The 25,665-nt window shown below is 55.7% G+C and carries 25 protein-coding genes and 1 pseudogene; 10 read left to right on the top strand and 16 right to left on the bottom strand.

Translation table 11 applies throughout. From position 1 onward, the window contains the following. Window positions 1-38: 38 nt before the first annotated feature. The 7 genes and pseudogenes from ttcA to nifJ all read right to left on the bottom strand — a co-directional run bounded on the left by ttcA (window position 39) and on the right by nifJ (window position 6,836). Window positions 39-974: a tRNA 2-thiocytidine(32) synthetase TtcA gene (ttcA, locus tag C0560_RS11215; RefSeq protein WP_100780019.1), complete on the bottom strand. Its 936-nt coding sequence runs from the start codon at window positions 972-974 to the stop codon at window positions 39-41. Window positions 975-1,023: 49 nt separating this feature from the next. Beyond that, window positions 1,024-1,289, bottom strand: a pseudogene (locus C0560_RS11210) (tyrosine-type recombinase/integrase); the annotation flags it as partial. A gap of 86 nt (window positions 1,290-1,375) precedes the next feature. Next, the gene (locus tag C0560_RS11205) at window positions 1,376-1,852 is read right to left on the bottom strand and encodes a ferritin-like domain-containing protein (RefSeq protein WP_100780020.1); all 477 of its coding nucleotides are present in this window, start codon (window positions 1,850-1,852) and stop codon (window positions 1,376-1,378) included. Between the two features lie 403 nt (window positions 1,853-2,255). After that, entirely contained in the window at window positions 2,256-2,525 is a 270-nt protein-coding gene (locus C0560_RS11200; protein ID WP_102103816.1) for a hypothetical protein, read from the bottom strand. Window positions 2,526-2,652: 127 nt separating this feature from the next. Continuing rightward, the gene (locus C0560_RS20950) at window positions 2,653-2,778 is read right to left on the bottom strand and encodes a hypothetical protein (protein ID WP_256469542.1); all 126 of its coding nucleotides are present in this window, start codon (window positions 2,776-2,778) and stop codon (window positions 2,653-2,655) included. Window positions 2,779-2,812: 34 nt separating this feature from the next. Continuing rightward, window positions 2,813-3,025, bottom strand: coding sequence for a KTSC domain-containing protein (locus C0560_RS11195; protein WP_100780022.1), 213 nt, complete (start codon window positions 3,023-3,025; stop codon window positions 2,813-2,815). A gap of 286 nt (window positions 3,026-3,311) precedes the next feature. After that, window positions 3,312-6,836 (bottom strand): pyruvate:ferredoxin (flavodoxin) oxidoreductase, encoded by a 3,525-nt coding sequence (nifJ, locus tag C0560_RS11190; RefSeq protein ID WP_248858547.1) that lies wholly within the window; start codon window positions 6,834-6,836, stop codon window positions 3,312-3,314. 268 nt (window positions 6,837-7,104) lie between these two features. Here nifJ and C0560_RS11185 point away from each other — a divergent pair, with 268 nt between their 5' ends. Further along, complete coding sequence (locus C0560_RS11185; RefSeq protein ID WP_100780875.1) at window positions 7,105-7,371, top strand: DUF333 domain-containing protein; 267 nt, start codon at window positions 7,105-7,107, stop codon at window positions 7,369-7,371. On the opposite strand, the gene hslJ is transcribed toward C0560_RS11185, so the two are convergent. The 4 genes from hslJ to C0560_RS11165 all read right to left on the bottom strand — a co-directional run bounded on the left by hslJ (window position 7,372) and on the right by C0560_RS11165 (window position 10,458). Continuing rightward, window positions 7,372-7,785, bottom strand: coding sequence for a heat shock protein HslJ (gene hslJ, locus C0560_RS11180; RefSeq protein ID WP_248858545.1), 414 nt, complete (start codon window positions 7,783-7,785; stop codon window positions 7,372-7,374). It abuts the gene before it with no gap. A 128-nt stretch (window positions 7,786-7,913) separates the two neighbouring features. Next, window positions 7,914-8,042, bottom strand: coding sequence for a DUF2474 domain-containing protein (locus C0560_RS11175; protein WP_107703485.1), 129 nt, complete (start codon window positions 8,040-8,042; stop codon window positions 7,914-7,916). Beyond that, window positions 8,042-9,052, bottom strand: a complete 1,011-nt coding sequence (gene cydB / locus C0560_RS11170) for a cytochrome d ubiquinol oxidase subunit II (protein ID WP_248858544.1) — start codon at window positions 9,050-9,052, stop codon at window positions 8,042-8,044. The genes C0560_RS11175 and cydB overlap by 1 nt, the downstream gene beginning before the upstream one ends. Continuing rightward, complete coding sequence (locus tag C0560_RS11165) at window positions 9,052-10,458, bottom strand: cytochrome ubiquinol oxidase subunit I (protein WP_248858543.1); 1,407 nt, start codon at window positions 10,456-10,458, stop codon at window positions 9,052-9,054. The genes cydB and C0560_RS11165 overlap by 1 nt, the downstream gene beginning before the upstream one ends. A gap of 434 nt (window positions 10,459-10,892) precedes the next feature. Here C0560_RS11165 and C0560_RS11160 point away from each other — a divergent pair, with 434 nt between their 5' ends. From C0560_RS11160 to patD, 7 genes are all read left to right on the top strand, one after another. Then, on the top strand, window positions 10,893-11,084 hold the full coding sequence (locus tag C0560_RS11160) for a cold-shock protein (RefSeq protein WP_100780028.1): 192 nt from the start codon (window positions 10,893-10,895) through the stop codon (window positions 11,082-11,084). A gap of 81 nt (window positions 11,085-11,165) precedes the next feature. Further along, window positions 11,166-12,575: a PLP-dependent aminotransferase family protein gene (locus tag C0560_RS11155; RefSeq protein ID WP_100780029.1), complete on the top strand. Its 1,410-nt coding sequence runs from the start codon at window positions 11,166-11,168 to the stop codon at window positions 12,573-12,575. A gap of 293 nt (window positions 12,576-12,868) precedes the next feature. After that, a complete protein-coding gene (gene ydcS / locus C0560_RS11150) occupies window positions 12,869-14,014 on the top strand; it encodes a putative ABC transporter substrate-binding protein YdcS (RefSeq protein WP_181826403.1) in 1,146 nt (381 codons plus the stop codon). A gap of 17 nt (window positions 14,015-14,031) precedes the next feature. After that, the gene (locus tag C0560_RS11145; RefSeq protein ID WP_248858542.1) at window positions 14,032-15,045 is read left to right on the top strand and encodes an ABC transporter ATP-binding protein; all 1,014 of its coding nucleotides are present in this window, start codon (window positions 14,032-14,034) and stop codon (window positions 15,043-15,045) included. Between the two features lie 7 nt (window positions 15,046-15,052). Beyond that, complete coding sequence (locus tag C0560_RS11140; protein WP_371923347.1) at window positions 15,053-15,991, top strand: ABC transporter permease; 939 nt, start codon at window positions 15,053-15,055, stop codon at window positions 15,989-15,991. Then, window positions 15,981-16,787: an ABC transporter permease gene (locus C0560_RS11135; protein WP_100780033.1), complete on the top strand. Its 807-nt coding sequence runs from the start codon at window positions 15,981-15,983 to the stop codon at window positions 16,785-16,787. Before C0560_RS11140 ends, C0560_RS11135 begins: the two co-directional genes overlap by 11 nt. A gap of 24 nt (window positions 16,788-16,811) precedes the next feature. Beyond that, window positions 16,812-18,236 carry an aminobutyraldehyde dehydrogenase gene (gene patD, locus C0560_RS11130; protein ID WP_248858541.1) on the top strand — a complete coding sequence of 475 codons (1,425 nt, stop codon included), beginning with the start codon at window positions 16,812-16,814 and terminating at the stop codon, window positions 18,234-18,236. Between the two features lie 79 nt (window positions 18,237-18,315). Here patD and C0560_RS11125 read toward each other — a convergent pair whose 3' ends face one another. From C0560_RS11125 to C0560_RS11115, 3 genes are read right to left on the bottom strand one after another with little or no spacing between them, the layout of a single operon-like run. Beyond that, complete coding sequence (locus C0560_RS11125; RefSeq protein ID WP_095282123.1) at window positions 18,316-18,498, bottom strand: DUF1869 domain-containing protein; 183 nt, start codon at window positions 18,496-18,498, stop codon at window positions 18,316-18,318. 4 nt (window positions 18,499-18,502) lie between these two features. After that, window positions 18,503-18,856 (bottom strand): DUF1971 domain-containing protein, encoded by a 354-nt coding sequence (locus C0560_RS11120; RefSeq protein ID WP_248858540.1) that lies wholly within the window; start codon window positions 18,854-18,856, stop codon window positions 18,503-18,505. Window positions 18,857-18,884: 28 nt separating this feature from the next. After that, on the bottom strand, window positions 18,885-19,211 hold the full coding sequence (locus tag C0560_RS11115; RefSeq protein WP_100780036.1) for a DUF1971 domain-containing protein: 327 nt from the start codon (window positions 19,209-19,211) through the stop codon (window positions 18,885-18,887). 249 nt (window positions 19,212-19,460) lie between these two features. On the opposite strand from C0560_RS11115, the gene C0560_RS11110 reads away from it, so the two are divergent. Then, the gene (locus C0560_RS11110; protein ID WP_095284283.1) at window positions 19,461-19,634 is read left to right on the top strand and encodes a GhoT/OrtT family toxin; all 174 of its coding nucleotides are present in this window, start codon (window positions 19,461-19,463) and stop codon (window positions 19,632-19,634) included. Window positions 19,635-19,719: 85 nt separating this feature from the next. Then, a complete protein-coding gene (locus tag C0560_RS11105) occupies window positions 19,720-20,478 on the top strand; it encodes an alpha/beta fold hydrolase (protein WP_181826397.1) in 759 nt (252 codons plus the stop codon). A 31-nt stretch (window positions 20,479-20,509) separates the two neighbouring features. Here C0560_RS11105 and C0560_RS11100 read toward each other — a convergent pair whose 3' ends face one another. Continuing rightward, window positions 20,510-22,684, bottom strand: a complete 2,175-nt coding sequence (locus tag C0560_RS11100; RefSeq protein WP_248858538.1) for a virulence factor SrfC family protein — start codon at window positions 22,682-22,684, stop codon at window positions 20,510-20,512. After that, window positions 22,681-25,662 carry a virulence factor SrfB gene (locus C0560_RS11095; RefSeq protein ID WP_123427793.1) on the bottom strand — a complete coding sequence of 994 codons (2,982 nt, stop codon included), beginning with the start codon at window positions 25,660-25,662 and terminating at the stop codon, window positions 22,681-22,683. The genes C0560_RS11100 and C0560_RS11095 overlap by 4 nt, the downstream gene beginning before the upstream one ends. Between the last annotated feature and the right edge of the window lie 3 nt (window positions 25,663-25,665).

Here is a 25,665-nt window from a genome sequence, read left to right as displayed (position 1 = left end):
AGAAAAGCGTCTCAGAGAGTCTCTGAGACGCCAGAGTATTACTTCACTTCCAGAACGTTCAGTCGCATTTCATCCAACTGAGACTCATCTTCTTCCGGCTGCCAGCCCGCAGGCTGCATCGGGATCTCTTCGCGGTCGAACGCCAGATCGCCACCGTTCACCACTTCCGCACCGTGCTTAATGCCTTTGAAATCGAACAGTTCAGTATCACACAGGTGAGAAGGCACAACGTTTTGCATCGCGCTGAACATGGTCTCAATGCGGCCCGGATAACGTTTATCCCAGTCGCGCAGCATATCGCCAATTACCTGACGCTGCAGGTTCGGCTGCGAGCCGCACAGGTTACAAGGGATGATCGGGTATTCGCGCGCCTGCGCAAAACGTTCGATATCTTTTTCACGACAGTAGGCCAGCGGGCGAATAACGATGTGTTTTCCGTCGTCGCTCATCAGCTTCGGCGGCATCCCTTTCATTTTGCCGCCGTAGAACATGTTCAGGAACAGGGTCTGCAGGATATCGTCGCGGTGATGGCCGAGAGCGATTTTCGTCGCGCCCAGCTCGGTGGCGGTGCGATACAGAATACCGCGGCGCAGCCGCGAACACAGGGAGCAGGTGGTTTTCCCTTCCGGGATCTTTTCTTTGACGATGCCGTAGGTATTCTCTTCGACAATCTTATATTCGACGCCCTGTTGCTCAAGGTATTCCGGCAGGATGTGCTCCGGGAAGCCAGGCTGTTTCTGATCAAGATTGACCGCCACCAGGGAAAAGTTCACCGGTGCGCTTTGCTGCAGATTGCGAAGGATCTCCAGCATCGTGTAGCTGTCTTTACCGCCTGACAGGCAGACCATAATGCGGTCGCCTTCTTCAATCATGTTGAAGTCTGCAATGGCTTCACCGACGTTGCGGCGCAGGCGCTTTTGCAGTTTATTCAGGTTGTATTGTTCTTTCTTATTAACTGATTGATTATCTTGCATTTATACTTTACTCAAATATCAAATGGGGCACCAGTGGGACAAAACCATTTTAACGCGCCAGCGTCATGAGGCGCATTTCGACCTGCTCGCTGTTCACTACTTCTATCCATGAAGCATAGATTTCATACACCCTCTGCGCATTTTCGTGCCCCATCTGATTGGCAATAGAAGACGGGTTAGCGCCTGCTGATAGCAACCAGCATGCGAAAGTGTGCCGTGTATGGTACGGATTGCGGCGACGAATGCCAGCACGTTTTACAGCAGAAGCGCATCGCGCCCCGATACGGCCCGTGAGGAGTGCGGTTTCTGAGTACCAGGCCATACCAAACCTCAGGCCAAAAAAAGGCCTGCAGGCGTGCTTAACGCACAGCGGCAGGCCGATTATTTACCAACAAACGAATTTAGGGCTGCTGATCAGCAATCACCGTCAATTTTTCGTCAGTGGCTTTCTCTTCCTTGAGGGTTTCTTCCAGCAGCCTTGCCGCATCTTTGTATCCCAGCTTTTTAGCAAGAGCATGCAGTGTGCCGTAAGTGGCGATTTCATAGTGTTCCACTTTTTGGGCGGCGCCAATCAGACCCGCATCGCGGACCGGCCCCGCTTCGACGGAGTCGATGATTTCCTGCGCTTCTTCTGCCAGCCCTTCAAGGGCATGGCATTTCATGCGCTTGATTCGCACACCTTCTGTGCTTTCTACCAACTGATCTAGCCGTTCAATCTGGCCGTGGGTTTCTTCAAGGTGCTGATTAAATGCAGCAATCAGTTTGGGATCTGTCGCCGCCCGCGCCATTTTAGGTAACGCGCGGGTGATTTGTTTTTCTGCGCTGTAAATATCAGAAAGGTCATGAATGAATAAATCTTCGAGAGTCTTGATTGTCATTAAATACTCCTCTCACAATTCGACTTGTGAAAAAGTGATGCGCATCATTCACGCAGTCTTTAAGGGTAGCTGTTATTTAGGGTAGGGGGCGCATAGAAAGGAATTAGCAATAAAATGAGAAACTTCCTGGCGGAGGCGTAAATTCAAAAACAGGAGAATGTTAAATATATTATATGCTAACGTTTGAGGGGGAAATACCTCGGATGAAATGACAATCTCTACCGGGATAATAAAGGCTGAATTAACAATCACTCAGAGGCTATCGACAGTGATAAATAAAACGTAAGCGCTGAAGTCACATCAATTTGCTGGATCACGGGCATGTGTTTTTAAGGCCATCACCATGAGCAGACGCATAATGACGGCGTTATCCCGCAAGCATCGTAAAGCAAAGCAGCGTTGCTTACCCCACCTGGCCTGATTTTGCCAGCAGTGCTAAAACTCTCTCCGTCACCTTATCTTCATATCCTTCCTGCTCGGGATGGTTGAACTTAACCAGTGGTGCCGAGCTTTTTTCCTCCTCGTATGAAGTTGAAAGAAGGCCAGGATTGCCACTCATGTTATTAATTACCGAGGATAAAACAGTGATGGCAATCTTTGATGCGTGAAGGTCTATTTGTAGCTCATTAATTGTCTGCTCAAGGGTTTCAACGCGTTCGTTTAAGTCAGTCATTTGATCTCCTGATTATCGAGAAGGCCAGTGTTCAATTGAATTTGCGCATACACATTCAATTTTAGCCTAAGCGGAGAAAGAGACAGCCAATGTCTGATATCTATTAAAACTAACAATAAAAGGCGTGTTAATCCGCATCCAGTGCCTGCAGTAATTCACTGAGATGACGCACGATATCGCCGAAATCAAAAATTAATGCCATCCACAGACAGGTTAGCAAAATCAGAGCAGCCCATGATAAGCGGGTAAGCACGGAAGAAATCCTTTCACGTGGATAGGGATAAGGCTCAGTATACGGTGATTTCCTTAAACTTCCCCTTTACGACGCCATCATAAAAACGACCTTTTGATACGACCTGCAAAAAATCGTTATAGACGCGTACCGGAACCTGCTGATACCGCAGCGTCCGACGATCGAGAAAGCGGATTTCCAGCGTGGCGCTGCGTTCATCATAGCCAATGGAGGCGATACGTGAAGACCTTACAGGATGATGGACCATGATGATTTGTCCCTTACAGCATAAAACAGGAGATTTATCATCTAACAGCAGGGGCGAGCGTGCAAGTGGGTGACGCGTAACACGGGGTGGAAAAATAATTGCAGTGAATGTAATTCATTGAACTATATAAATTAAAAATTATTCTTTCCTGTTAGTTGACGGTAAACTTTAAACCGTTATATGCCTTTATGATTCTTCATCCGTTAATGCACTGAGAGTGTTTTACTGAGCTATCATCCAGAATTGACAGGATATGCCCGGAGCTGATGCTCCGGGCTTTTTTTTATCACTCGCTGGTCGATTTCTCGCCTTTTCCTGCCATCTGCGCCAGGAAGTCATAGCGTTTTTGCAGATCCGCCGCCGCGTCCTTCCACAATTGCTCGGCCACTTCTGGCTGCTGGGCATTGAGACGACGGAAGCGTTGCTCCTGCATCAACGTTTCTGCCAACGCATCAGACGGAGGACGTGAGTCCAGCGCCAGCGGCAGTTTCCCTTCATCGGCACGACGTGGATCGAAGCGATAGAGCGGCCAGAACCCGGTCGCCGTCAGCTGGCGCATCTGATCGTGGCTCAGCGCCAGATCGTAACCGTGCTCTTCACAAGGGCTGTAAGCGATGATCAGCGACGGCCCTGGATAGGCTTCCGCTTCCTGTATCGCTTTCACCGTCTGGTTGAGCTGCGCGCCAAGCGAAATCTGTGCGACATACACATGACCGTACATCATCATGCTGACGCCCAGGTCTTTACGCGCTTTGCGTTTACCGTGCTCACCAAACTTGGTGACGGCCCCCAGCGGGGTGGCTTTAGACGCCTGACCGCCGGTATTGGAATAACACTGAGTATCGAGCACCAGAATGTTCACGTTTTCCGTCAGGCTAAGAACATGATCCAGCCCGCCGAAACCAATGTCGTACGCCCAGCCATCACCACCAATCAGCCAGATCGATTTTTCGACCAGCGCATCGGCGTCGGTTAACAGCTGCTGTGCGCCTTCCACGCCCTGAAGATGCTGACGCAGTTCTGCCACCTGCTCACGACGCAACTCTGGTGTGGCGTCGCTGTGCAGCGCTGCATTTAATTCAGCAGGAAGCTTATCGGCAAACTGTTCCAGCAGACGCATCACGCGGGCGCGGTGCTGATCGACCGTCAGACGGAAGCCCAGCCCGAACTCGGCGTTATCTTCAAACAGAGAGTTTGCCCAAGCCGGGCCACGGCCATTGGCATCGGTGGTATACGGCGTAGAAGGCAGGTTACCGCCGTAGATAGACGAACAGCCGGTGGCGTTCGCGATCAGCATGCGGTCGCCGTAAAGCTGGGTGAGCAGCTTGATGTAGGGCGTTTCACCACAGCCGGAGCAGGCGCCCGAGTATTCAAACAGCGGCGTAATCAGCTGGGAGGTACGGATATCGATACGTTCGAGCTTGCTGCGATCGATTTCCGGCAGGCCGAGGAAGAAGTCGTAATTCACTTTCTCTTCTTCAACGTGTTCCAGGCGCGACATCATATTGATGGCTTTGATTTCCGGATTCTGGCGATCTTTCGCCGGGCATACTTCGACGCACAGATTACAGCCTGTGCAGTCTTCCGGTGCGACCTGCAGCACGTACTTCTGCCCACGCATATCGCGGGATTTCACATCCAGCGAGTGCAGGCTGGCAGGGGCATTTTCCATCTCTTCCGGAGAAACTACTTTCGCGCGGATGGCCGAGTGTGGACAGGCCGCGACGCAATGGTTGCACTGCGTACAGAGATCTTCCTTCCAGATCGGGATCTCTTCGGCGATGTTGCGTTTTTCCCAGCGGGTAGTGCCCACCGGCCAGGTGCCGTCCGGCGGCAGGGCGGAGACGGGCAGGGCATCGCCCAGACCCGCCAGCATTGCAGCGGTCACGGTTTTAACAAAATCAGGCGCGGCGTCAGACACCACTGGTGGCCGGTTTGCACTGGCGGTATTCACCGGCTGAAGCGGGATCTCAGAAATAGACTCTCGTGCCAGAGCCAGCGCTTGCCAGTTTCGCTCCACCAGATCCTGCCCTTTGCTGCTGTAGCTTTTGGCAATGGCGCCCTGCAACGCGGTCAGCGCGCTGTCGCCCGGCAGAATATCCGTCAGGTGGAAGAAGGCCATCTGCATGACGGTGTTAATGCGTGCCGCCAGGCCGCATTCACGGGCAATTTTCGCCGCGTTGACGGTAAACAGACGGGCTTGTTTCTGATTCAGCACCGCCTGCACTTCCTGCGGCAGTCGCGACCACACTTCGTCAGCATTGTACGGCGTGTTAATCAGGAAAATTCCGCCCGGTTTCAGGCGTTCGGCCATCTGATATTTGTCGATAAACTGCAGCTGATGACAGCCAACAAAATCGGCCTGCTCAACCAGATAGGCGGAACGAATCGGTTTTTCGCTGACGCGCAGGTGCGAGACGGTCAGGCCGCCCGCCTTTTTGGAGTCATAAACAAAATAACCCTGGGCATACCACGGCGTGGAGTTACCGATGATTTTGATATTGTTTTTGGTGGCAGAGACGCTACCGTCACTGCCCAGACCGTAAAACAGCGCTTCCAGCTTCGACGTCGACGGCAGGGTGTTTTCTGGCAGCAGCAGCGACAGGTTAGTCACATCGTCATAAATACCGACCGTAAAGCGCGGTTTCGGTTTTGCGGCGCTCAGCTCATTAAAGACTGCCAGCACGCAGTCAGGCCCGAACTCTTTCGACGACAAACCGTAGCGTCCGCCGATGACGCGCGGCAGCGTTTCGCGCTCACCGCTGTTGAAGGCTTCGGCCAGGGCCGTCATCACATCCAGATAGAGTGGTTCTGCGTGCGCGCCCGGCTCTTTGGTGCGATCGAGTACCGCAACGGAACGGACGCTTTCCGGCAACACGGACAACAGATGCTTCGCAGAGAAGGGACGGTACAGACGTACTTTCAGCACGCCAACCTTTTCGCCGCGAGAAAGCAGCTCGTCGACGACCTCTTCACAGGTGCCAATCGCAGAGCCCATCAGCACGATAACGCGCTCGGCCTGCGGGTGGCCATAGTATTCAAACGGCTTATATTCACGCCCGGTGGCCCCCGAGAAATCACTCATCGCCTGCTCAACGTGATCATAAACCGCGTTGTACCAGGGGTTGGTGGCTTCACGGGACTGGAAATAGGTGTCGGGGTTTGCGGAAGTGCCGCGAATAACCGGATGCTCCGGATTCAGCGCGCGTGCGCGGTGGGCATCGATCTCATCCTGCGGCATCAGCTCCAGAATCGTGTTGTCCGACAACGGGACGATTTTATTGATTTCGTGAGAAGTGCGGAAACCATCGAAGAAATGAATAAACGGCACCCGGCTTTTTAGCGTCACGATGTGGGAAATCAGCGCGAAGTCCTGGGCTTCCTGCACATTACTGGCACACAGCATGGCGCAGCCCGTCTGACGGACCGCCATCACATCCGAGTGGTCACCGAAAATCGACAGAGCATGGGTGGCAACGGTACGCGCTGCCACATGCAACACGAACGGCGTTAACTGCCCGGCGAGCTTATACAGCGTGGGGATCATCAGCAGCAGACCCTGCGATGAGGTGAACGACGTCGAGAGCGCACCTGTTTGCAGTGCGCCGTGAACCGCTCCGATAGCACCGGCTTCCGACTGCATCTCGACGACCCGGGGAACATCGCCCCAGACGTTTTTTAGCCCGTTGCCCGCCCAGGCATCAGCCTGTTCCGCCATGGTCGAACTTGGTGTAATGGGGTAGATGGCGATAACTTCGCTGGTGCGGAACGCGACGGACGCGGCCGCGCCATTACCGTCAATAGTGATCATGTGACACCCTTACATTGCGCAAAAAAGAGGGACCCGTGAAACGTCGACGAGTCCTGATAGTTATATCCCTATTTTAGCAAAGGTCAGGCTTTCCGATTTTCGCTTTTGTGTCCTGGCTATTCTTCGCATCAATGTGTAGATCAAGTTTCTGGCAAAAAAATCGCAAGAATTTGTTTCTCAGGTGCATAAATACGCAGTTCCGCTCTCGACGGGGCGGCGCAGGGTGCCTATTATGCTTAGGTTTCGCAATTTGTATGGGGAAGAGAGAATGCGTTCAGCGTTTTGGGTAGGGTGTGCGGCATTACTGTTGTCTGCGTGCAGCAATGAGCCGGTTCAGCAGGCGACGGCGGCACATGTTTCACCGGGAATGAAAGCGGCAATGTCCAGCTCCGGGCAGGCCAGTTGCGCAATGGTGGGCGGATCGTTGTCTGTCGCTCGCCAGCTTGATGGCTCGGCTGTCGGGATGTGTGCGTTGCCTAATGGCAAACGCTGCAGTGAGCAGTCGCTTGCCGTAGGGTCATGCGGTAACTACTGATTAGTCTGCGCGTTTAAACATCAGCGTTTTATCTGCTGTCGCCAGCGTCAACTGATTTTCCGTCAGATCGACCTGCGCGCCTTTGCGCAGCATATTGCCTATCGTCGCATCCAGCTCGTTAAGCTGCTGATCGGTGCAGAGTTTGCGCGTCATCGCCATGGCTTTGACCTTCAGCTCGCCTTCCGATAATTTGCCTTCGCCGCTAAAGCGGTTGCACATCACGCCGGAAACAGCCATTTTCTCGCCAAAGCGTAATTCCGGTGGCACCGCGGTGGGTTTGACCGCCGCGCCGTTTACGCTCTCCAGCACAAAACGGTGCCCTTCGAGTTGGCCTGACTGGACAGACGCCTTTCCGGGATTAACACAACCTGCCAGCGCCAGGGTCACCAGGCTTAACGCCACGAGCTTTTTCATATTGCTTCTCAAACTATAAATCCGATAAATATATGTGAATATCTTTAACGATACCCTCCCGTTTGTCATGGGTGTTTATCTGAAAGTGCCGAAAGCCGGGCAGGGATATCCACCCGGCTATCAAAACGTTAGTGCGATTTAAAGCCTGCGGCAGTCATCAGGATGCGGAAGAACATCCCCACAGCAGCCAGTGCCAGCACGCTGCCTCCCCAAATAATGACTAACCACATCAGGCGTTTCCAGACCGGCTGTTGCATCAGTGATACCCCTCCCCATGTTGCACTTTTCCGCGAAACACGTAGTAGCTCCAGAACGTATAGACCAGAATAATCGGGATGATCAGCAGGGCGCCGACCAGCATAAAGCCCTGGCTTTGTGGCGGGGCTGCGGCCTGCCAGAGCGTGATGGACGGCGGAATAATGTACGGCCAGATGCTGATCCCAAGCCCGCTAAATCCGAGGAAAATCAGCCCCAGCGTCAGCACAAACGGTGCGTTGTGGCTGTCGCTATCGTTCAGTTTTTTCCATGCCCAACCGCTCAGTGCGAGGACCAGCAAGGGCACCGGCAGCAGGAACCACAGATTGGGCAAGGTAAACCAGCGCTCGGCGATTGCCGGGTGCGCCAGCGGCGTCCACAGGCTGATGACCGCGATAACCACTAACAGCGTCAGCAGCAGCTTTTTAGATACCCCGCGCATTTTCCCCTGCAGCGGGTTTTCACTTTTCATCACCAGCCAGGTCGCGCCGAGCAGGGCGTACGCCACTGTCAGACCCACGCCACAGAACAGATTAAAGAGCGTAAACCAGTCAAATGGCCCGCCGCTGTAGGCGCGCTCGGTCACCGAAAAACCGTTAATCACCGCGCCAACCACCACGCCCTGGCTGAAGGTGGCAAGAATGGAGCCGCCAATAAAAGCTTTGTCCCAGAAAGGCCGGTGTGCGGGCGTCGCTTTAAAACGAAATTCAAAGGCCACGCCGCGGAAAATCAAGCCGATCAGCATCAACGTGAGTGGGATGGTCAGGGCATCGATAATCACTGCGTAAGCCAGCGGAAACGCACCGAAAAGCGCCGCCCCCCCGAGCACCAGCCAGGTTTCATTCCCGTCCCAGACCGGGGCGACGCTGTTAACCATCACGTCGCGATCGTCTGCGTCGCGGGTGGTAGGAAACAGAATGCCGATGCCTAAATCGAAGCCGTCCATGACGATATACATCAGCGTGGCGAAGACGATAATCACAAACCAGATAATGGAAAAATCGATGCCCATTATGGTTTCTCCTTAATCACGAATTCAGTGCTGGCGGCAGAGAGCGGGCGAGCCGGACGGCCATCGTTTTCGGTCGGGAAGGATTCGTGTTCCTGCGGACCTTTTTTGATAAGCCGCACCATGTAGCTGTAGCCAACGCCGAACACCGAGGTATAGACGACAATAAAGGCCAGCAGGCTTACGCTCATATGCAGATCGCCATGGGCAGATACCGCATCTGACGTGCGTTGCAGACCATAAACGACCCATGGCTGACGACCCACTTCGGTGGTGACCCAACCGGCAAGGATGGCGATCAGGCCGGACGGTCCCATCAGCAGAGCGAACCACAGGAAAGGACGCGAGGTATAAACGCGCTGTCTGTAGCGCAGCCAGACGGCGACAACGCCTAGCAGCAGCATCAGCATTCCCAGCCCCGCCATGATGCGGAATGACCAGAAGACGATGGTCGAGTTCGGGCGATCCTCTTTCGGGAAATCTTTCAGCGCTGGCACCTGTTTATCCAGGCTGTGCGTCAGAATCAGGCTGCCGAGCGCCGGGATTTCCAGCCCATAGCGGGTGCGCTCTTGCTCCATATCTGGCCAGCCAAACAACAACAACGGTGTCGGTTCACCGGGTGGGTTTTCCCAGTGACCTTCAATCGCCGCAATTTTGGCGGGCTGATGTTTTAACGTATTCAGGCCGTGCATATCACCGACCATCGCCTGAATTGGCGCGACAATCAGCGTCATCCACAGCGCCATGGAAAACATGTGACGAATAGCGGGCGTATTGTTACCGCGCAGAAGATGCCAGGCCGCTGATGCACCCACGAACAGGGCGCTGCTCAGGAATGCCGCAATGGACATATGGAACAGGCGGTAGGGGAAGGAGGGGTTAAACACCACCGCGAACCAGTCGACCGGGACCACTACGCCGTTGACGATCTCATACCCCTGAGGGGTCTGCATCCAGCTGTTGGACGCCAGGATCCAGAAGGTCGAAATAATGGTGCCCAGCGCCACCATGCAGGTGGAAAAGAAGTGCAGCCCCGGCCCGACTTTGTTCCAGCCAAACAGCATCACCCCGAGGAAACCGGCTTCGAGGAAGAAGGCGGTCAGCACTTCGTAGGTCAGTAGCGGGCCGGTAATACTCCCCGCGAACTGCGAAAATCCGCTCCAGTTGGTCCCGAACTGGTAGGCCATCACCAGCCCGGACACTACGCCCATACCAAAGTTGACGGCGAAAATTTTGGACCAGAAATGGTACAGCGTGCGCCAGACGGGGTTTTTGGTCTTCAGCCAAAGCCCTTCCAGCACCGCCAGATAGCTGGCGAGACCAATGGTGATCGCCGGGAAAATAATGTGGAAGGATACGGTAAAGGCAAACTGTATCCGCGCCAGATGAAAAGCATCTAAACCAAACATGCACAGCCTCAATGTCAATCGGTGTGGTGTTATGGTATAGGGGGCGGAATCGAACTATCAGAGGCAGAAATTTGAAATTTATGTATAACAGTTCGCGAAATAGATGGGCTTTAGTCATCTGATATAGTGAACAGTTAAGCGCGACTGGCGCATAAAGCCGTTAAACGTTCAGAGCATAAGAATTTTATTTTTATGAGTTTTCTTCATTAAAGGGGTTGTTTTGTTCTCTCAGTCATGCGTTAATGGCTCCTCGGTTTGATACCCAAAAAAATATCTGACGTCGTTTCAAAGCATTTCTCATCACGTTGTGCCTCTCCGCAGCCTCTTGGGTCTTCTCTTTACACTCTGACACTCCGATTAGTTTTGTCTCAGACCATCATTGCCTTGAAAGGCCCAATTTGTTATTCACGTATTTACGTGTTCTGGAGATTCATATGGTTTCTTATATCCATTTTCGCTGCCCATGCTGTCATGGCTCGCAATACCGCACATCCGTTTTTGATGTGTCTGAAAAAAACCCACACGGTGCGAAATGCATTTTCTGCAAATCGTCCATGATGACCTTTGACCATCTGGCAACGTCCGCGCCATCTGAGCGTGCACACCTCAGTCATCGTCCGTCATAACACCGCATAAGCTATAACAGTTCATTAAAACTGCCAATTTTCTCCTGCTGATATACTATGGTGTGAAGCAAGGAGAGAACGATGAAAAAATATCAGCGCCTGGCGCAGCAAATCATTTCGCAAATCGAACTTGGCGTGTGGTTGCCGGGAGATAAACTACCGTCGTTGCGTGAGCAAGTTGCCAGCAGCGGCATGAGTTTCATGACCGTCGGTCATGCCTATCAAACGCTGGAAAGCCAGGGGCGAATCGTTGCTCGCCCACAGTCGGGATACTACGTTGCTCCACGCCCGATAAAGCAGCAGCCTGCGCCACCGGCGCAGGTGATGCGCGACGAAGTGGTCGATATCAATACCTATATTTTTGATGTCCTGCAGGCCAGCCGCGACCCCTCTGTTTTACCCTTTGCCTCCGCATTCCCCGACCCGCGGCTTTTCCCGCTTCAGCAGTTGAACCGCTCCCTTGCCAACGTCAGCAAAACCGCAACCGCCATGAGCGTGATTGAAAACCTGCCCCCGGGTAACGTCGATCTCCGCCACGCTATCGCCCGTCGCTACGCGCAGCAGGGGATGAATATTTCGCCGGAAGAGATTGTGATTACCGCCGGTGCGCTGGAAGCCCTCAATCTGAGTCTCCAGGCCGTGACCGAACCCGGTGACTGGGTGATTGTCGAAAACCCCTGTTTCTACGGTGCACTTCAGGCGCTGGAAAGGTTAAAGCTCAAGGCGCTGTCGATCGCCACCGACGTGCGCGAAGGGATCGATCTCAACGCCCTCGAGCAGGCGCTGAACGACTATCCGGTGAAAGCCTGCTGGCTGATGACTAACAGCCAAAATCCCCTGGGCTTTACCCTCAGCGCCGAGAAAAAAGCCCATCTGGTGGCGCTGCTGACGAAACATAACGTCACCTTGATCGAAGATGACGTCTACAGCGAGCTCTATTTTGGGCGCGAAAAACCGCTGCCCGCAAAAGCCTGGGACCGCCAGGATATGACTTTGCACTGCTCATCTTTCTCGAAATGTCTGGTCGCTGGTTTTCGTATCGGCTGGGTCGCAGCGGGCAAACATGCGCGCCGCATCCAGCAATTACAATTGATGAGCACACTTTCGACCAGCTCCCCGATGCAGCTTGCTCTTGTGGATTATCTCGCCACCAAACGTTATGACGCCCATCTTCGCCGTCTGCGCCGCACGCTGGCCGAGCGTAAGCAGCAGGCGTGGCAATCGTTAATGCGCCATCTGCCGGCGGAAGTGAAAATTCACCACAACGACAGCGGCTACTTTTTGTGGCTGGAACTGCCTGCACAGCTGGACGCCGGGCTGCTCAGTGAGCAGGCGCTGGCGCACCATATCAGCATCGCGCCGGGCAAAATGTTCTCTACTTCCGACGTCTGGACGCCGTTCTTTCGCTTTAATACCTCCTGGGCGTGGGGGGAGCGAGAAGAACAGGCTGTAATCCAGCTGGCGAAATTAATAAGCGTCATGCTGAAATAAGCGAAAAGGCTTATTTACCGCACGCGTAATATCCTCGTATAAATAAACAATGCTTATCCTGTGACCGGTGCCGGGTTTATTCCCGACTGCCGGTCATAGGAAATCTGCATACCGCCGCTCGCCGCTAACTCCTTGTCTATAATCCACTTAACAGGGAATGCGCCCTCTGTCACAACCTGATGAAATTTCCAAAGCCCGCAGGGTGCGGCACATTTGCGCAGTCTACGTTTATTAAGGGAGATATTTTTACGGCACGGCTGCCGCCAAATTTCATTGCGACAGGAGTAAATCAAATGAGCAAAAAATTTGCACGCAGCAGCCTGTGCGCGCTCGGCATGACCATCATGACCGCGCAAGCCGCAGAGCCGCCGAAAGAGATCGGCAAAGGCGAGGGAAGGCTGGATATCATCGCCTGGCCGGGATACATCGAACGCGGCCAGACGGATAAAAATTACGACTGGGTCACCCAGTTTGAAAAAGAGACCGGCTGTGCGGTAAACGTCAAAACGGCAGCCACCTCCGATGAGATGGTCAGCCTGATGGCAAAAGGGGGCTATGACCTGGTCACCGCTTCCGGCGATGCCTCGTTACGTTTGATTATGGGGAAACGCGTCCAGCCCATTAATCCGGATCTGATCCCCAACTGGAAAACCCTTGATTCGCGCATCGTGAAAGGCGAATGGTTCAACGTTGGCGGCAAAGTCTACGGCACGCCGTATCAGTGGGGACCGAACCTGCTGATGTACAACACGAAAACCTTCCCGACACCGCCGGACAGCTGGGCGGTGGTCTTTAAAGAGCAAAATCTCCCGGACGGCAAAACCAACAAAGGCCGTGTACAGGCCTACGATGGTCCGATCTACATTGCGGATGCCGCACTGTTCGTCAAAGCCACGCAGCCGCAGCTCGGCATTACTGACCCGTATCAGCTCACCGAAGCGCAATACGCAGCCGTACTGAAAGTGCTGCGTGACCAGCACGCGCTTATTCACCGTTACTGGCACGACACCACGGTTCAGATGAGCGACTTCAAAAACGAAGGCGTGGTGGCATCGAGCGCATGGCCTTATCAGGCTAACGCCCTGAAAGGGGAAAACCAGCCTATCGCGACGGTCTTCCCGAAAGAGGGGGTAACCGGCTGGGCAGACACCACCATGTTGCACGCCGAAGCCAAACATCCGATGTGCGCCTACAAGTGGATGAACTGGTCGCTGACACCAAAACTGCAGGGCGATCTGGCGGCGTGGTTTGGCTCTCTGCCGGTGGTGGCTGAGGGCTGTAAAGCCAGCACGCTGCTCGGCGAAAAAGGTTGCGAAACCAACGGCTATAACGAATTCGACAAAATCATGTTCTGGAAAACCCCAATTGCAGAAGGCGGAAAATATGTCCCGTACAGCCGCTGGACGCAGGATTACATCGCCATCATGGGTGGCCGTTAATCGCCCGGGAGCAGACCATGACGTACGCAGTTGAGTTTAACGACGTCTCCCGTTTGTACGGCGACGTACGGGCGGTGGATGGCGTCACCATTGGCATTCGCGACGGCGAATTTTTCTCCATGCTGGGGCCTTCTGGCTCCGGCAAAACTACTTGTCTGCGCCTGATTGCCGGGTTCGAGCAGTTGAGCGGCGGGGCGATCAAAATCTTCGGCAAAGAGGCGAGCGAGCTACCGCCGTGGGAGCGCGATGTGAACACCGTGTTCCAGGATTACGCCCTGTTCCCGCATATGTCGATCATTGAAAACGTTGCCTACGGGCTGATGGTGAAAGGCGTCGATAAAAAGAAACGCCAGTCACAGGCGCGCGACGCGCTGGAAAAAGTGGGATTAGGGTTTGCGGAAAAGCGTAAGCCCTCTCAGCTTTCCGGCGGGCAGCGCCAGCGTGTGGCGATCGCCCGCGCGCTGGTTAATGAACCGCGTGTGCTCTTGCTCGACGAACCGCTCGGTGCGCTGGATCTGAAACTGCGCGAGCAGATGCAGTTCGAGCTGAAAAAACTGCAGCAGGAGCTGGGGATCACCTTTATTTTCGTTACCCACGATCAGGGCGAAGCGCTGTCGATGTCCGATCGCGTCGCCGTGTTTAACAACGGGCGAATTGAACAGGTCGATACCCCGCGCGAGCTCTATATGCGCCCGCGCACGCCGTTCGTCGCCAGCTTTGTCGGCACATCCAACGTGTTTGATGCCGCCGTTGCAAAACAGGTTTGCGGCATGGAGGGAATTTATTCGCTGCGCCCGGAACATATTCGCCTCAATCAGAGCGGCGATGTTCAGGTACAGGGCGTGGTGCAGGCGGTGCAATATCAGGGCGCGGCAACGCGGTTTGAGCTGCGTCTCGCCGATGGCGCAAAATTGCTGGTGAGCCAGGCGAATCTGAGCGGCGCGAATATCCCTGTGGATGTTGCCCCAGGGCAGCAGGTGCTGGCCTCCTGGTCGCGCGAGGCTATGGTGCCACTGCATGAGGAAAGGTGAGATGGACATGAGCGTTTCACCTGCACCGTCCTCCCGTGGCCCGGTCAGCCGGATCACGACGCTGCTCTGGCGCAAACCGTCGCTCGGGCTGTTCCTGCTCCTGCTTGGGCCGCTGATGTGGTTCGGGATTGTCTATCTCGGCTCGCTGCTGACCCTGCTGTGGCAAGGTTTCTACACCTTCGACGATTTCACCATGTCGGTGACGCCGGATCTGACCTTTGCGAACATACTGGCACTTTTCAACCCTGCCAATTACGACATCATCCTGCGCACCTTGCTAATGGCCATTGCCGTCACGATTGCCAGCGCGATTCTGGCCTTTCCGATGGCGTGGTACATGGCGCGCTTTACGCGCGGTAAATGGAAAGCTTTTTTCTATATCGCGGTGATGCTGCCGATGTGGGCGAGCTACATCGTTAAGGCCTACGCGTGGACGCTATTGCTGGCAAAAGATGGCGTCGCGCAGTGGTTTCTCGGCTATATGGGGCTGGAGCCGCTGCTGATGTCAGTGCTGACGCTGCCAGCGATTGGCGGTAACACGCTGTCGACGTCCGGCCTGGGGCGCTTCCTCGTCTTTGTCTATATCTGGTTGCCGTTTATGATCCTGCCCGTCCAGGCGGCGCTGGAACGCCTGCCGCCCTCGCTGTTACAGGCGTCAGCCGATCTGGGCGCGCGCCCGCGCCAGACTTTCCGCTACGTGGTGCTGCCGCTGGCCATTCCTGGCATTGCGGCCGGTTCGATTTTTACCTTCTCGCTAACGCTGGGGGATTTTATCGTGCCGCAGCTGGTCGGCCCGCCGGGTTATTTCATTGGCAACATGGTTTATGCGCAGCAGGGGGCGATCGGCAACATGCCGATGGCGGCGGCGTTCACCTTAGTGCCGATTGTGCTTATCTCACTCTATCTGGCGTTCGTGAAACGTCTGGGAGCGTTCGATGCACTCTGAACGCGCGAACGTGTTCCTGAAACTGGCGGCCTGGGGCGGGGTGATCTTCCTTCACTTCCCACTTCTGATTATCGCCATCTATGCTTTTAATACGGAAGATGCGGCGTTCAGCTTCCCCCCGAAAGGGCTGACCCTCAAGTGGTTTAGTGTGGCGGCATCAAGAAGCGACATTATCGATTCAGTGACACTGTCACTTCAAATCGCGTCGCTCTCGACGGCCATTGCGCTGGTGCTGGGGACGCTGGCGGCGGCGGCACTCTGGCGCAGCGAGTTTTTCGGCAAAAACGCCATCTCGCTGCTACTTCTGTTGCCGATTGCGCTTCCGGGGATCATCACCGGTCTGGCGCTGCTGACGGCGTTTAAAACCATCAATCTCGAGCCGGGCTTTTTCACCATCGTTACCGGTCACGCGACCTTCTGCGTGGTGGTGGTGTTCAACAACGTCATCGCTCGCTTCCGGCGCACCTCATGGAGCCTGGTCGAAGCGTCGATGGATTTAGGTGCCGACGGCTGGCAAACCTTCCGCTACGTCGTGCTGCCGAATTTAAGCTCTGCACTGCTGGCGGGAGGAATGCTGGCGTTTGCACTGTCGTTCGACGAAATCATCGTCACGACATTTACGGCGGGACATGAGCGTACGTTACCGCTGTGGTTACTCAATCAGCTTGGACGCCCGCGTGATGTGCCCGTCACTAACGTGGTTGCGCTACTGGTGATGCTGGTAACGACCATTCCGATTCTGGGGGCCTGGTGGCTAACCCGCGACAACGAAAACGTGGTCGAAAGCGGGAAATAACGTTGATTTCAACAGGACAATGCTATGCAAACTCAACTGCTGATTAATGGTGAACTGGTCACCGGCGAAGGCGAAAACCAGCCGGTTTACAATCCTGCCACGGGCGAGGTACTGCTGGAGATCGCCGAAGCGTCTGCCGCACAGGTCGACGCTGCCGTGCGAGCCGCCGACCGCGCCTTTTCAGAATGGGGCCGAACCACGCCGAAAGCGCGTTCCGAATGCCTGCTGAAACTGGCCGATATGATTGAGGAACATGCCGACACATTCGCGCGCCTCGAATCGCAAAACTGCGGCAAGCCGCTGCACTGTGTCATCAACGACGAAATCCCCGCAGTCGTGGATGTGTTCCGTTTCTTTGCCGGTGCCGCTCGTACGCTGAATGGACTGGCGGCGGGAGAGTACCTCGACGGCCATACCTCCATGATTCGCCGCGATCCGGTGGGCGTAGTGGCGTCCATCGCGCCGTGGAACTATCCCCTGATGATGGCGGCGTGGAAGCTGGCTCCGGCGCTGGCCGCCGGAAACTGCGTGGTGATCAAACCTTCAGAAATCACGCCGCTGACCGCGCTCAAACTGGGGGAACTGGCAAAAGAGATCTTCCCGGCAGGGGTATTAAATGTATTGTTCGGTCGCGGCAAAACCGTTGGCGACCCGCTGACGGGGCATGAAAAAGTACGCATGGTCTCCCTGACCGGTTCGATTGCCACCGGCGAGCACATAATCGGCCACACGGCATCGTCGATTAAACGCACCCATATGGAGCTGGGGGGTAAAGCGCCTGTCATCGTCTTTGACGATGCTGACCTCGACGCGGTTGTCGAGGGCGTGCGGACCTTCGGTTTCTATAACGCGGGCCAGGACTGTACCGCTGCATGCCGGATATACGCGCAAAAAGGCATTTACAACGCTCTGGTCGAAAAGCTCGGTGCGGCGGTGGCCACGCTGAAAACCGGCGCGCCGGATGATGAATCCACCGAACTGGGGCCGCTCAGTTCTGCGGCGCATCTGGCGCGGGTCTGCCAGGCAGTGGATGCAGCCAAAGCGCTCGGACACGTCAACGTGGTGACCGGGGGCAATAAAGTGGACGGCGCAGGGTATTACTTCCAGCCCACGCTGCTGGCGGGAGCAAAACAGGAAGACGCCATCGTCCAGCGCGAGGTGTTTGGCCCGGTGGTCAGCATGACGGAGTTCAGCGATGAAGAGGAAGTTCTGGCCTGGGCCAATGACTCGCAGTATGGTCTGGCGTCATCGGTGTGGACGAAAGACGTGGGGCGCGCGCATCGTCTCAGCGCTCAGCTGCAATACGGCTGCACCTGGGTGAATACCCATTTCATGCTGGTCAGCGAAATGCCGCACGGCGGCATGAAGCTATCCGGATACGGCAAAGATATGTCGGTGTATGGCCTGGAGGATTACACCGTGGTCAGGCACGTCATGATTAAACACTAGCGTCATTTACGCCCGGTAGCGCTGCGCTTATCGGGATTAAATCGTTGCCGGGTCAGGCGTCATCGCCACCCGGCAGTGTCTACCAGCCACAGACATCATGCTCATTTTCCGTGTCATACGCGCGCACGGTATTGACCAAATCTTTCACAACATCGGCTGCGACATCGGGAATTAACAGCTCCATTGGGGCCTGTGTCTCGTAATCGACCGACACGCCGTTGCTGTTATTCGTGACGGTGACGGTATACGTTGCCTTGCCCATTTTCTTACCCCTTATGTGTATTAACGACTTTTCCCAGGCCCGCGCCTTTAAGATTTGCCTGCGGATCGGCGAAGAAATCAATACTGAAGTAGGTATCGTCGGTCAGAAGCTCAATGCGGTGCCATTTTTGCGGTGGCGAAATGCCAAAAGAACCCGCTTCGATAATCAGTTCAAGATCGGGTTCAGTGGCTTGCGCATCCGGGAATCCATAATATTTCACCGCGCCCTGCATAACAGACAGGCGGCCATACACGCCCGCTTTGGTGTTGTGATGGGTGAACAGGGCCTTCGGTGCGGAGTCTTTGTTCCAGAATGGAGTGGCGCGGGTGTGAACAAAATTTTCAGGAATACGTAGCATAATAAGTTCCTTACGGGCGTTTAAATGCTCAAAGAGATTTCAAAACTTCCGGTTCAACAAAGAAATCGACGTTAAAAATCGTATCGTCAGTCATCGTTTCAATGTGATGCCATTTTTCAGGCGGAAACACGCCGAAATGGCCTGCCTTGATGATGAGTTCGCTGTCAGGGACCGGCGTGAACTCGTCGGCATAACCTAAGTAACGTATCGCTCCCTGACTTACCGACAAACGGGGATAAACGCCCGGTCGCGTGCCTTTATCAAGATGGCGCTGGAAAATGCCAGCAGGGGCGGTGTCCTTGTTCCAGAAAGGGGTGGAACGGGTATGAATACAACTCTGCGGAATGCGTAACATAGTTTCTCCCTCTAAAGCCTGCTGTTATTACACCACTTTTCGGGCACAATCATTGTGCAAAATGTGCATATAAGATGCAACTTTAAAGGGGTAGGAAAAGGGGTAACTCAGGCGGGGAATTAACGTCTACGAAATACTTCATTGTTATTAACCATGTGATTTTAGTGGTTAATCTGTAACATTAAAACTTGATCTGTATCAATATATGACGCATATTGCGCGCGGTTATTTATCGATCGAGTGCACAGAATGACGCTTTATCAAAAGATGTTGGTGTTTTACGCAGTCATGGCAGCAATATGCGCCCTGATTACCTGGTTCCTGTCGAAAGACCGTAAACGCATTCGGTTTTTGAGCGCGTTTCTGGTGGGCTCGACCTGGCCGATGAGCTTTCCTGTGGCACTGTTGATCTCGCTTTTCTGAAGCACGCTTCCAAAATTTAAAGACAAAATAGCATTCCGCTACGAGTGACTGTATAAATACACAGTGTGTCGACAAAGGAGTGCTTATGAACAGTTTTTACTCGCAGCAAGCCTGCTGCAATGTGCGCTGGCAGGACCTCCCTGGTTCTGGCGATCCCGTGGTCTTTATTCACGGCCTCGGCTGCGCCTCTTCGTATGAATATCCCCGCGTCGTCTGCGATCCGCAGTTTGGTGCGCGTCGGGCCATTCTTATCGACCTTCCCGGCAGTGGCTATAGCGACAAACCTGAACACTTTCTCTATCGCACCAGCGATCAGGCGAAGGTCGTTGTCGAACTACTGAACCATCTCAATATTGACGCATTCTGGCTCTATGGCCACAGCATGGGCGGCAGCATCGCTATCGAAACCGCCGGTCTTACCGAAAACCGTATTCGCGGGCTGATTGTCTCTGAACCCAATTTTCATGCGGGAGGAGGCATGTTCAGCCGCGCGATTGCCGCGCAGAGTGAGGCCTCATTTATTGAAACTGGCTATCACACTATGCTTGCCGCCGAAGCGTCTGCGTGGGCGGGGTGTCTGCGCAGTAATGCACCTTATGCCGTCTGGCGCGGTGCCGCGTCTCTGGTTGCGGGCGTTACCCCTGACTGGAGCGCACGCTTTTTGGCGCTGAAATGTCCGGTCACGCTGTTGTTTGGCGAACTCTCGCTGCCAGATGCCGAGGCCGAAGAGATGCGTCAGCAGGGTGTCCAGATTCTGATGATCCCTGCCGCCGGGCATTCCATGTCGTGGGAAAATCCTTCCGCGCTGGCGCGCGCGCTTTCAGATTGTGTCTCAGAAGAGTGACAGCCCGCGCCTTTGCAGGCTGTCATTAGGATTAACGCAATATCGATTGTAACGCCTGACGTGCGGCGGGCTGGATATCATGCGGGTGCTGATAGCCAATGTTCTCAATCGCGCGGGTATAAAGCGCGACCAGCCAGTCGTACACGTACACCGTGGCGGCGTGAACCGGCTGCTCACCCAGTTGCGTCAGTCTTGGCGTTGCGCTGCTGACGACAGGCGTCACGAAGATGGCCTGGCCTTTACGCACGCGGCTTGCGGGGCGAGTCGCCGCAGGTGTTTCAGCGTAGCCCAGCCAGCCGATGAAGTTACCGATGGCCGCATGGAGTTGTGCGGCACTGCTTTTATCGGCTTCTACGATGCGCTGTAACTGTTGCGGCAGATTCAGACGGTAGCTACTGATCACCAGCGTATCGGCAATCTGGGGGAGTGCAGCAACGTCCAGCCCCAGCCTGTTCGCGGCGGCTTCGTTACGGCTCCACTGGCGCAGATGGTTGATCCAGACACGATGCGCCAGACGCGCTTTATCTTTGGTCTGGAAGACCTCATGGCCTTCGCTAGCGTTGTCGGCAAAGAGATCAATCGCGTCGGTGAACAAACCGTTAACCTGCTCTTCGCGGGGCTGCTGAACGGTAAGCAGCGTTTCGAAGGCTTTCAGCGGTGGCAGCAGCCCTTCAAGCAATTCGCCATGGCGGGCTGCGCTGGATTGTAGCGTGCGCACCATCGCTTCAGCCTGAGTGCGTTGTGCATCAGGCTCAACGGCCATCGGCGCGAGATAGCTTTGCATCAACGCACGAAGCTCGCGTATCTGAGCGTTCTTCAGCGCTTGCAGGCGAGACTGGCGTTGCGTGGCAAGCGTTGCCTGCGACAGCCACTCCACCACGCGCTGCATGCTGTGCGTGTCGAGAGCCTGTAACGTTCCCCAGCGCTGGCCCGGTTTGCCGAGCAGGTGCTGCACCGCCTCATCCAGATTCTGTTTGGTGAGGAATCGCGCGTCGTGCGGCGTAATGGCCCATACCAGGCCAGGCAGGGCGGACTCTTCCGTCGTCTGGGTATCTTTCACCCAGTTCAGCAAGGTTTTTGCCGTTTTTGCCGTTTGCTCGTGGCGGGCGGTAGCGTTGCAAATCACCAGCACGTCGGGCTGCATCTGCTGGCGATAATGCTCCAGCAGCCATGTGCATTTGGCCTCTGCAAGCGGCGAGAGATCGGTCTCCGATGGTGCGGGAATATCAATAATATCGACGTTATCCAGCACACCGTTTTCAGCGGGCAGGACCAGTTCGCGTGTCAGGAATGCCAGCACGTCGACGGGAATGCTAATGGCATTCAACATCTCGCCATTATTCAGCGGGTGCAGCACGGCTTCCTGTGCATCTGGTGCGGTGAACTCTGCGCGAGTGAGGAACCCTTCGCTGGGCAGGCCGAAATTATCGACCAGCAAACTCAGCGGTGCCGCCAGCTGGCGGGAGTGGCTGGTCTGATGCAGCACGTGGGCCAGTTTCAGCCACTGTTGGGTCAGTTCCTGCTGCTCACCCCACAGCAGCGACCAGACGCTGGCGCGAGTGCTTAAATCGAGGGAGGGGATCAGCTGCGCAAACTGATGCCACAGGCTATCGTCCATCTGCTGTTCAGAGGCGGGAACGGTGCTGCGCCAGTAGCGGGCAATGGTCGCCACTTCCTGGGCGGTGATCCCCGGAACGCCTTGCGGCTGGCGCAGGGCACGCCATTTTTCGACACGCGCTTCAATCACCGATTTTTCTACCGGGCGAATCAGCGTGTGCAGCGTGGTACGCGCAATAAACAGCTGGACCAGCTCGGCTTCCGTGACCAGGCTCAGGCGCAGCGGGAAGGCATCGTCGCTGACATCACTGGAGCGCGGCGTGAAACGTACGGCCATGTTCGTCAGGCCATGGCCGGGGTTGATATGGGAAAAATAGTCAAAGGTGCGCTGGCCGGGAGAAACATCCAGCCGACCGTTTCCGCTGCCGCACAGTGACGCCAGCAGATGCGCTTTGGCAGCCTGCGAATGGCCGTAAAGGCCAATGCTGCTGTGTCCGGTCAGGGCGCGGTCAAGCACCTGTCCGCGTGCCTGCGCGCAGGTGAGGCGGGCCAGCAGGGCGTCAGCATCGTTATCCAGCATCGGGGCATGCAGGCGCGTGTCGTTGATCCACTCGATTAACGCCTGAGAGGTGGCAGTCATCGCTGTCATTTGAGATATACGCTCCCGCTGTCGATCCAGTAGTGGCTTCCGCTATGACGGCGGTCGGCCAGGGTATTCAGTTTAAACGTTAAGGCGTCAGGCGGCACCGGTGTCCCGTCCTGGAGCCAGGCGTCGCTCAGCTCAAACGACTCCGGGCCTTCGTGTTTCGTTCCGCCGCGTAGCTGCAGGCGCACGTTCAGCACGCCGTCTCCGGCGATGGCTTTTGCCAGCTCTGCTGAGTTAATGCTCAGCGTATAGAGCGGTGTGGCGGGCCAGCGTGCGTTAGCCAACTGACGGAAGCCGAGCGTCACGTTACCGCGTAGCGGAAAGTGCAGTCGCGCATCCAGCTTCGCGCCCGGCTTATCGAGGTCGATGTCCTGATACCAGACGTTCTCTTCGCGCAGCGTGTTGACCGTATTATCCAGCACGCCGAGATAACGCACGGTGGAATAGGCACCGATGTCGGCAGCTTTGAAATTAAAGCGCGGCAAACGCAGGTCCAGGGCGAGGCTGCACAGCATCGCGCCGACGGCAGCCGTAGATTTTGGATTACCGATACGGCCCTGCTGGCTAAACGGATACCACTCATGTACGCGGTATTTATCCAGCCAGACGATGCGGTTGACCGGCACCGGCTGCAGGTGGCGAATCAGCGCTTGCACCCCAGGCAGACAGCCAGGGCGCCCGGTGATCAGCAAAATATCGCAGGCATAATGGGAAATCGCTTCGCACACGGCATGCAGCGGAGCGGCCAGCGTAAACTGGCCCGCCAGCATCGCGTCCTGCATTTCCTGGAAGTTCACATGCAGCGGAACCGCAAACAGATCGAACGCTGCCGAACCGGCGGGCAGCGCGTGGTCGATCGCCTGTTGCAGATAGTTCATCACGTTGCGGGTCGGCTGCTGTTTTAGCAGATCGCCGAAGGTGGCGTGTAAACCCGCCAGCGGATCGTCGATATCGCTGCTCTCCCAAGCGGCGAGGATCCCGTGCCCAATCGGCATAAACAGCTGCAGCGCCGTCTGCTGGCGTAGCACTGCCTGAGTATCAATGCGCCCGGAGTCGCCAAACAGCGAAGCCATCAGCAGAGAAGCATCGGCGATACCGGATTTTTGCAGCTGCGTTTGCAGGGCGGGCAGGACGTAGCGCTGGATCACGTCCAGCAGCGTGTCGTCGCCCGCCACTTTAAATCCTTCGCGGAACAGCAGCTGCGGGGTGATTTTGACATTGTTGCCAGAGCCGTCATCCAGCTGATAGTGGGTAATCGCCATATCAGTAGTGCCACCGCCAATATCGATGGAGGCCACGCGCAGCGAGCGCCCAGGCTGTGCGCCCGGCTCTACTTCGCGGTCCGGACGGGCGAGAGAGGCGAAGAACGCTTCTGTCTGGCCGCCGAAATGGGAAATGGCTTCGTTGTACAGCCACACGAGCTGTCCGCAGCTGGCTTCGTCCCACTCCATCTGGATAGCGGGAACCGGAACCACGCTCTTATCCTGCTGCTTGCGGCTGGCAAAATCGTCATCCTGCGGGTGCCAGCCCATCGCTTTCCAGACGATGGCGATGGCTTCAAACATGCGGCGGCGGAAAATCTCGCGCTCCTGTTTCGGCATCGCCGAGGGCAGGGTCAGGATCAGGGTACGCAACTGGCGTGGCGAGGCCGGGAAACCCAAACGCAGACGCGTGGCGACGCTGTTGATCTGGCCGAGAGCCTGAGCGAGGAGTTCGCACAGCATGTGCGTCATCAGCGTGCTGCGGCTGTACTGCGGTGAGAAGACCGGCAGACGTTCATCCGGCGGCAGGGTGAACAGCGGCTGCCCGTCATCGTTCATCAGGTTCATCAGCGGGAAGGCGGTTGCCAGCGGTTCCCGCTGGGTTTTGGCATTCATGCTGCTAAAGCGCCAGTCCTGAACTGTCGGGGTTTCATCCCACAGATAGCGACGCGGGCTGGAGATCCCGCTGTTGCCCTCAGTGCCCAGACGCTGCATCGCCAGTTTGCGCGCTTCATCGCCCACGCGCACGATTGAAGGCCAGACAAACGCATCTTCGCGGCCACTTTCAACGGAGAAGTGCTGCTTGCCAAAGCGGGCTTCAGAAAACTCAAGGCGGCTAGTAAATAGCGGCTCATTCAGGAACTGCGGTTCGCTTAAGGAGCGCACCTGCAGTTCGGCGGTCTGGCGTAAGCCGTCATTGGCATCGCCGTGATCTTCAATGATCACGCCGCAGGTGTGGGTGTTGCCGACATCGAGGATAAGATCGACCGGAATGGCGGGCGTACTCAGGGTGTGAGTAACAAATTTCACTTCCGGAACGGCGATCTGCTCGCCCAGCATAGTCATCAGGTTGAGCCAGTGGGCCTGATATTCAAAACCGCGCATCGCCTGGTGCAGGTCGCGCTCGGAGCGGTTTTCGACGCTGGTGGCGTAGCCGCTGAATGCCTCCCGCAGCCAGCCGTCAATCCAGGTCTGATCGAGAAAACTCAGCACCTCGTCGTCGCGCCAGGCCAGCGCAAAACGGGTGCCGTTCAGAATATCGTTTTCGACTGGTGACAGGCCCGGCGTGGCGTGATCGGCTATCTGGCTGTCCAGCGCGAACGTGACACGGTGGGTGTTACCCGCGCTGTCCGGCGTCTCAAGCTTACGCACCTGCGCGCGCGCCCAGTTATCCGGGCCGTCAACAAAGGTACGCGGCGGATTAAAGCGTAAAAAAGGCACCGGAAGCCAGACGCCATCCAGCACCGCCAGGGACTGATGCAGGGTAAACGTGCTTTCCGGTTTCACCACTTCAGGTTGACCGCCGCGTGCAGCGGGCAGGGTGTAGCGGCCATTGACCAGATCGTAATTGAGGCGCAGCAAAGGGCCATTGGCGGTTTTACGCACGAACCGGCCCAGACTTGCCGTGTCCTGTGGCGTCAGGCCAAAATCAAGAAACTGTACGCCGCTGTTCGCAATCAGCGTGACGCTTTGTTTGTAGTCGCAAAGATTTACCAGCATAGG

This window comes from Lelliottia sp. AC1 (assembly GCF_023278595.1).
Taxonomy (GTDB): Bacteria; Pseudomonadota; Gammaproteobacteria; order Enterobacterales; family Enterobacteriaceae; genus Enterobacter; species Enterobacter nimipressuralis.
This window is presented reverse-complemented; position numbering and strand designations above follow the sequence as displayed.

Bases quoted from the DNA above. Each gene is read 5' to 3' on its own strand.
- ttcA (WP_100780019.1), bottom strand. From the start codon at position 974: ATGCAAGATAATCAATCAGTTAATAAGAAAGAACAATACAACCTGAAT.
- C0560_RS11205 (WP_100780020.1), bottom strand. From the start codon at position 1,852: ATGACAATCAAGACTCTCGAAGATTTATTCATTCATGACCTTTCTGAT.
- C0560_RS11200 (WP_102103816.1), bottom strand. From the start codon at position 2,525: ATGACTGACTTAAACGAACGCGTTGAAACCCTTGAGCAGACAATTAAT.
- C0560_RS11195 (WP_100780022.1), bottom strand. From the start codon at position 3,025: ATGGTCCATCATCCTGTAAGGTCTTCACGTATCGCCTCCATTGGCTAT.
- nifJ (WP_248858547.1), bottom strand. From the start codon at position 6,836: ATGATCACTATTGACGGTAATGGCGCGGCCGCGTCCGTCGCGTTCCGC.
- C0560_RS11185 (WP_100780875.1), top strand. From the start codon at position 7,105: ATGCGTTCAGCGTTTTGGGTAGGGTGTGCGGCATTACTGTTGTCTGCG.
- hslJ (WP_248858545.1), bottom strand. From the start codon at position 7,785: ATGAAAAAGCTCGTGGCGTTAAGCCTGGTGACCCTGGCGCTGGCAGGT.
- C0560_RS11175 (WP_107703485.1), bottom strand. From the start codon at position 8,042: ATGCAACAGCCGGTCTGGAAACGCCTGATGTGGTTAGTCATTATTTGG.
- cydB (WP_248858544.1), bottom strand. From the start codon at position 9,052: ATGGGCATCGATTTTTCCATTATCTGGTTTGTGATTATCGTCTTCGCC.
- C0560_RS11165 (WP_248858543.1), bottom strand. From the start codon at position 10,458: ATGTTTGGTTTAGATGCTTTTCATCTGGCGCGGATACAGTTTGCCTTT.
- C0560_RS11160 (WP_100780028.1), top strand. From the start codon at position 10,893: ATGGTTTCTTATATCCATTTTCGCTGCCCATGCTGTCATGGCTCGCAA.
- C0560_RS11155 (WP_100780029.1), top strand. From the start codon at position 11,166: ATGAAAAAATATCAGCGCCTGGCGCAGCAAATCATTTCGCAAATCGAA.
- ydcS (WP_181826403.1), top strand. From the start codon at position 12,869: ATGAGCAAAAAATTTGCACGCAGCAGCCTGTGCGCGCTCGGCATGACC.
- C0560_RS11145 (WP_248858542.1), top strand. From the start codon at position 14,032: ATGACGTACGCAGTTGAGTTTAACGACGTCTCCCGTTTGTACGGCGAC.
- C0560_RS11140 (WP_371923347.1), top strand. From the start codon at position 15,053: ATGAGCGTTTCACCTGCACCGTCCTCCCGTGGCCCGGTCAGCCGGATC.
- C0560_RS11135 (WP_100780033.1), top strand. From the start codon at position 15,981: ATGCACTCTGAACGCGCGAACGTGTTCCTGAAACTGGCGGCCTGGGGC.
- patD (WP_248858541.1), top strand. From the start codon at position 16,812: ATGCAAACTCAACTGCTGATTAATGGTGAACTGGTCACCGGCGAAGGC.
- C0560_RS11125 (WP_095282123.1), bottom strand. From the start codon at position 18,498: ATGGGCAAGGCAACGTATACCGTCACCGTCACGAATAACAGCAACGGC.
- C0560_RS11120 (WP_248858540.1), bottom strand. From the start codon at position 18,856: ATGCTACGTATTCCTGAAAATTTTGTTCACACCCGCGCCACTCCATTC.
- C0560_RS11115 (WP_100780036.1), bottom strand. From the start codon at position 19,211: ATGTTACGCATTCCGCAGAGTTGTATTCATACCCGTTCCACCCCTTTC.
- C0560_RS11110 (WP_095284283.1), top strand. From the start codon at position 19,461: ATGACGCTTTATCAAAAGATGTTGGTGTTTTACGCAGTCATGGCAGCA.
- C0560_RS11105 (WP_181826397.1), top strand. From the start codon at position 19,720: ATGAACAGTTTTTACTCGCAGCAAGCCTGCTGCAATGTGCGCTGGCAG.
- C0560_RS11100 (WP_248858538.1), bottom strand. From the start codon at position 22,684: ATGACAGCGATGACTGCCACCTCTCAGGCGTTAATCGAGTGGATCAAC.
- C0560_RS11095 (WP_123427793.1), bottom strand. From the start codon at position 25,662: ATGCTGGTAAATCTTTGCGACTACAAACAAAGCGTCACGCTGATTGCG.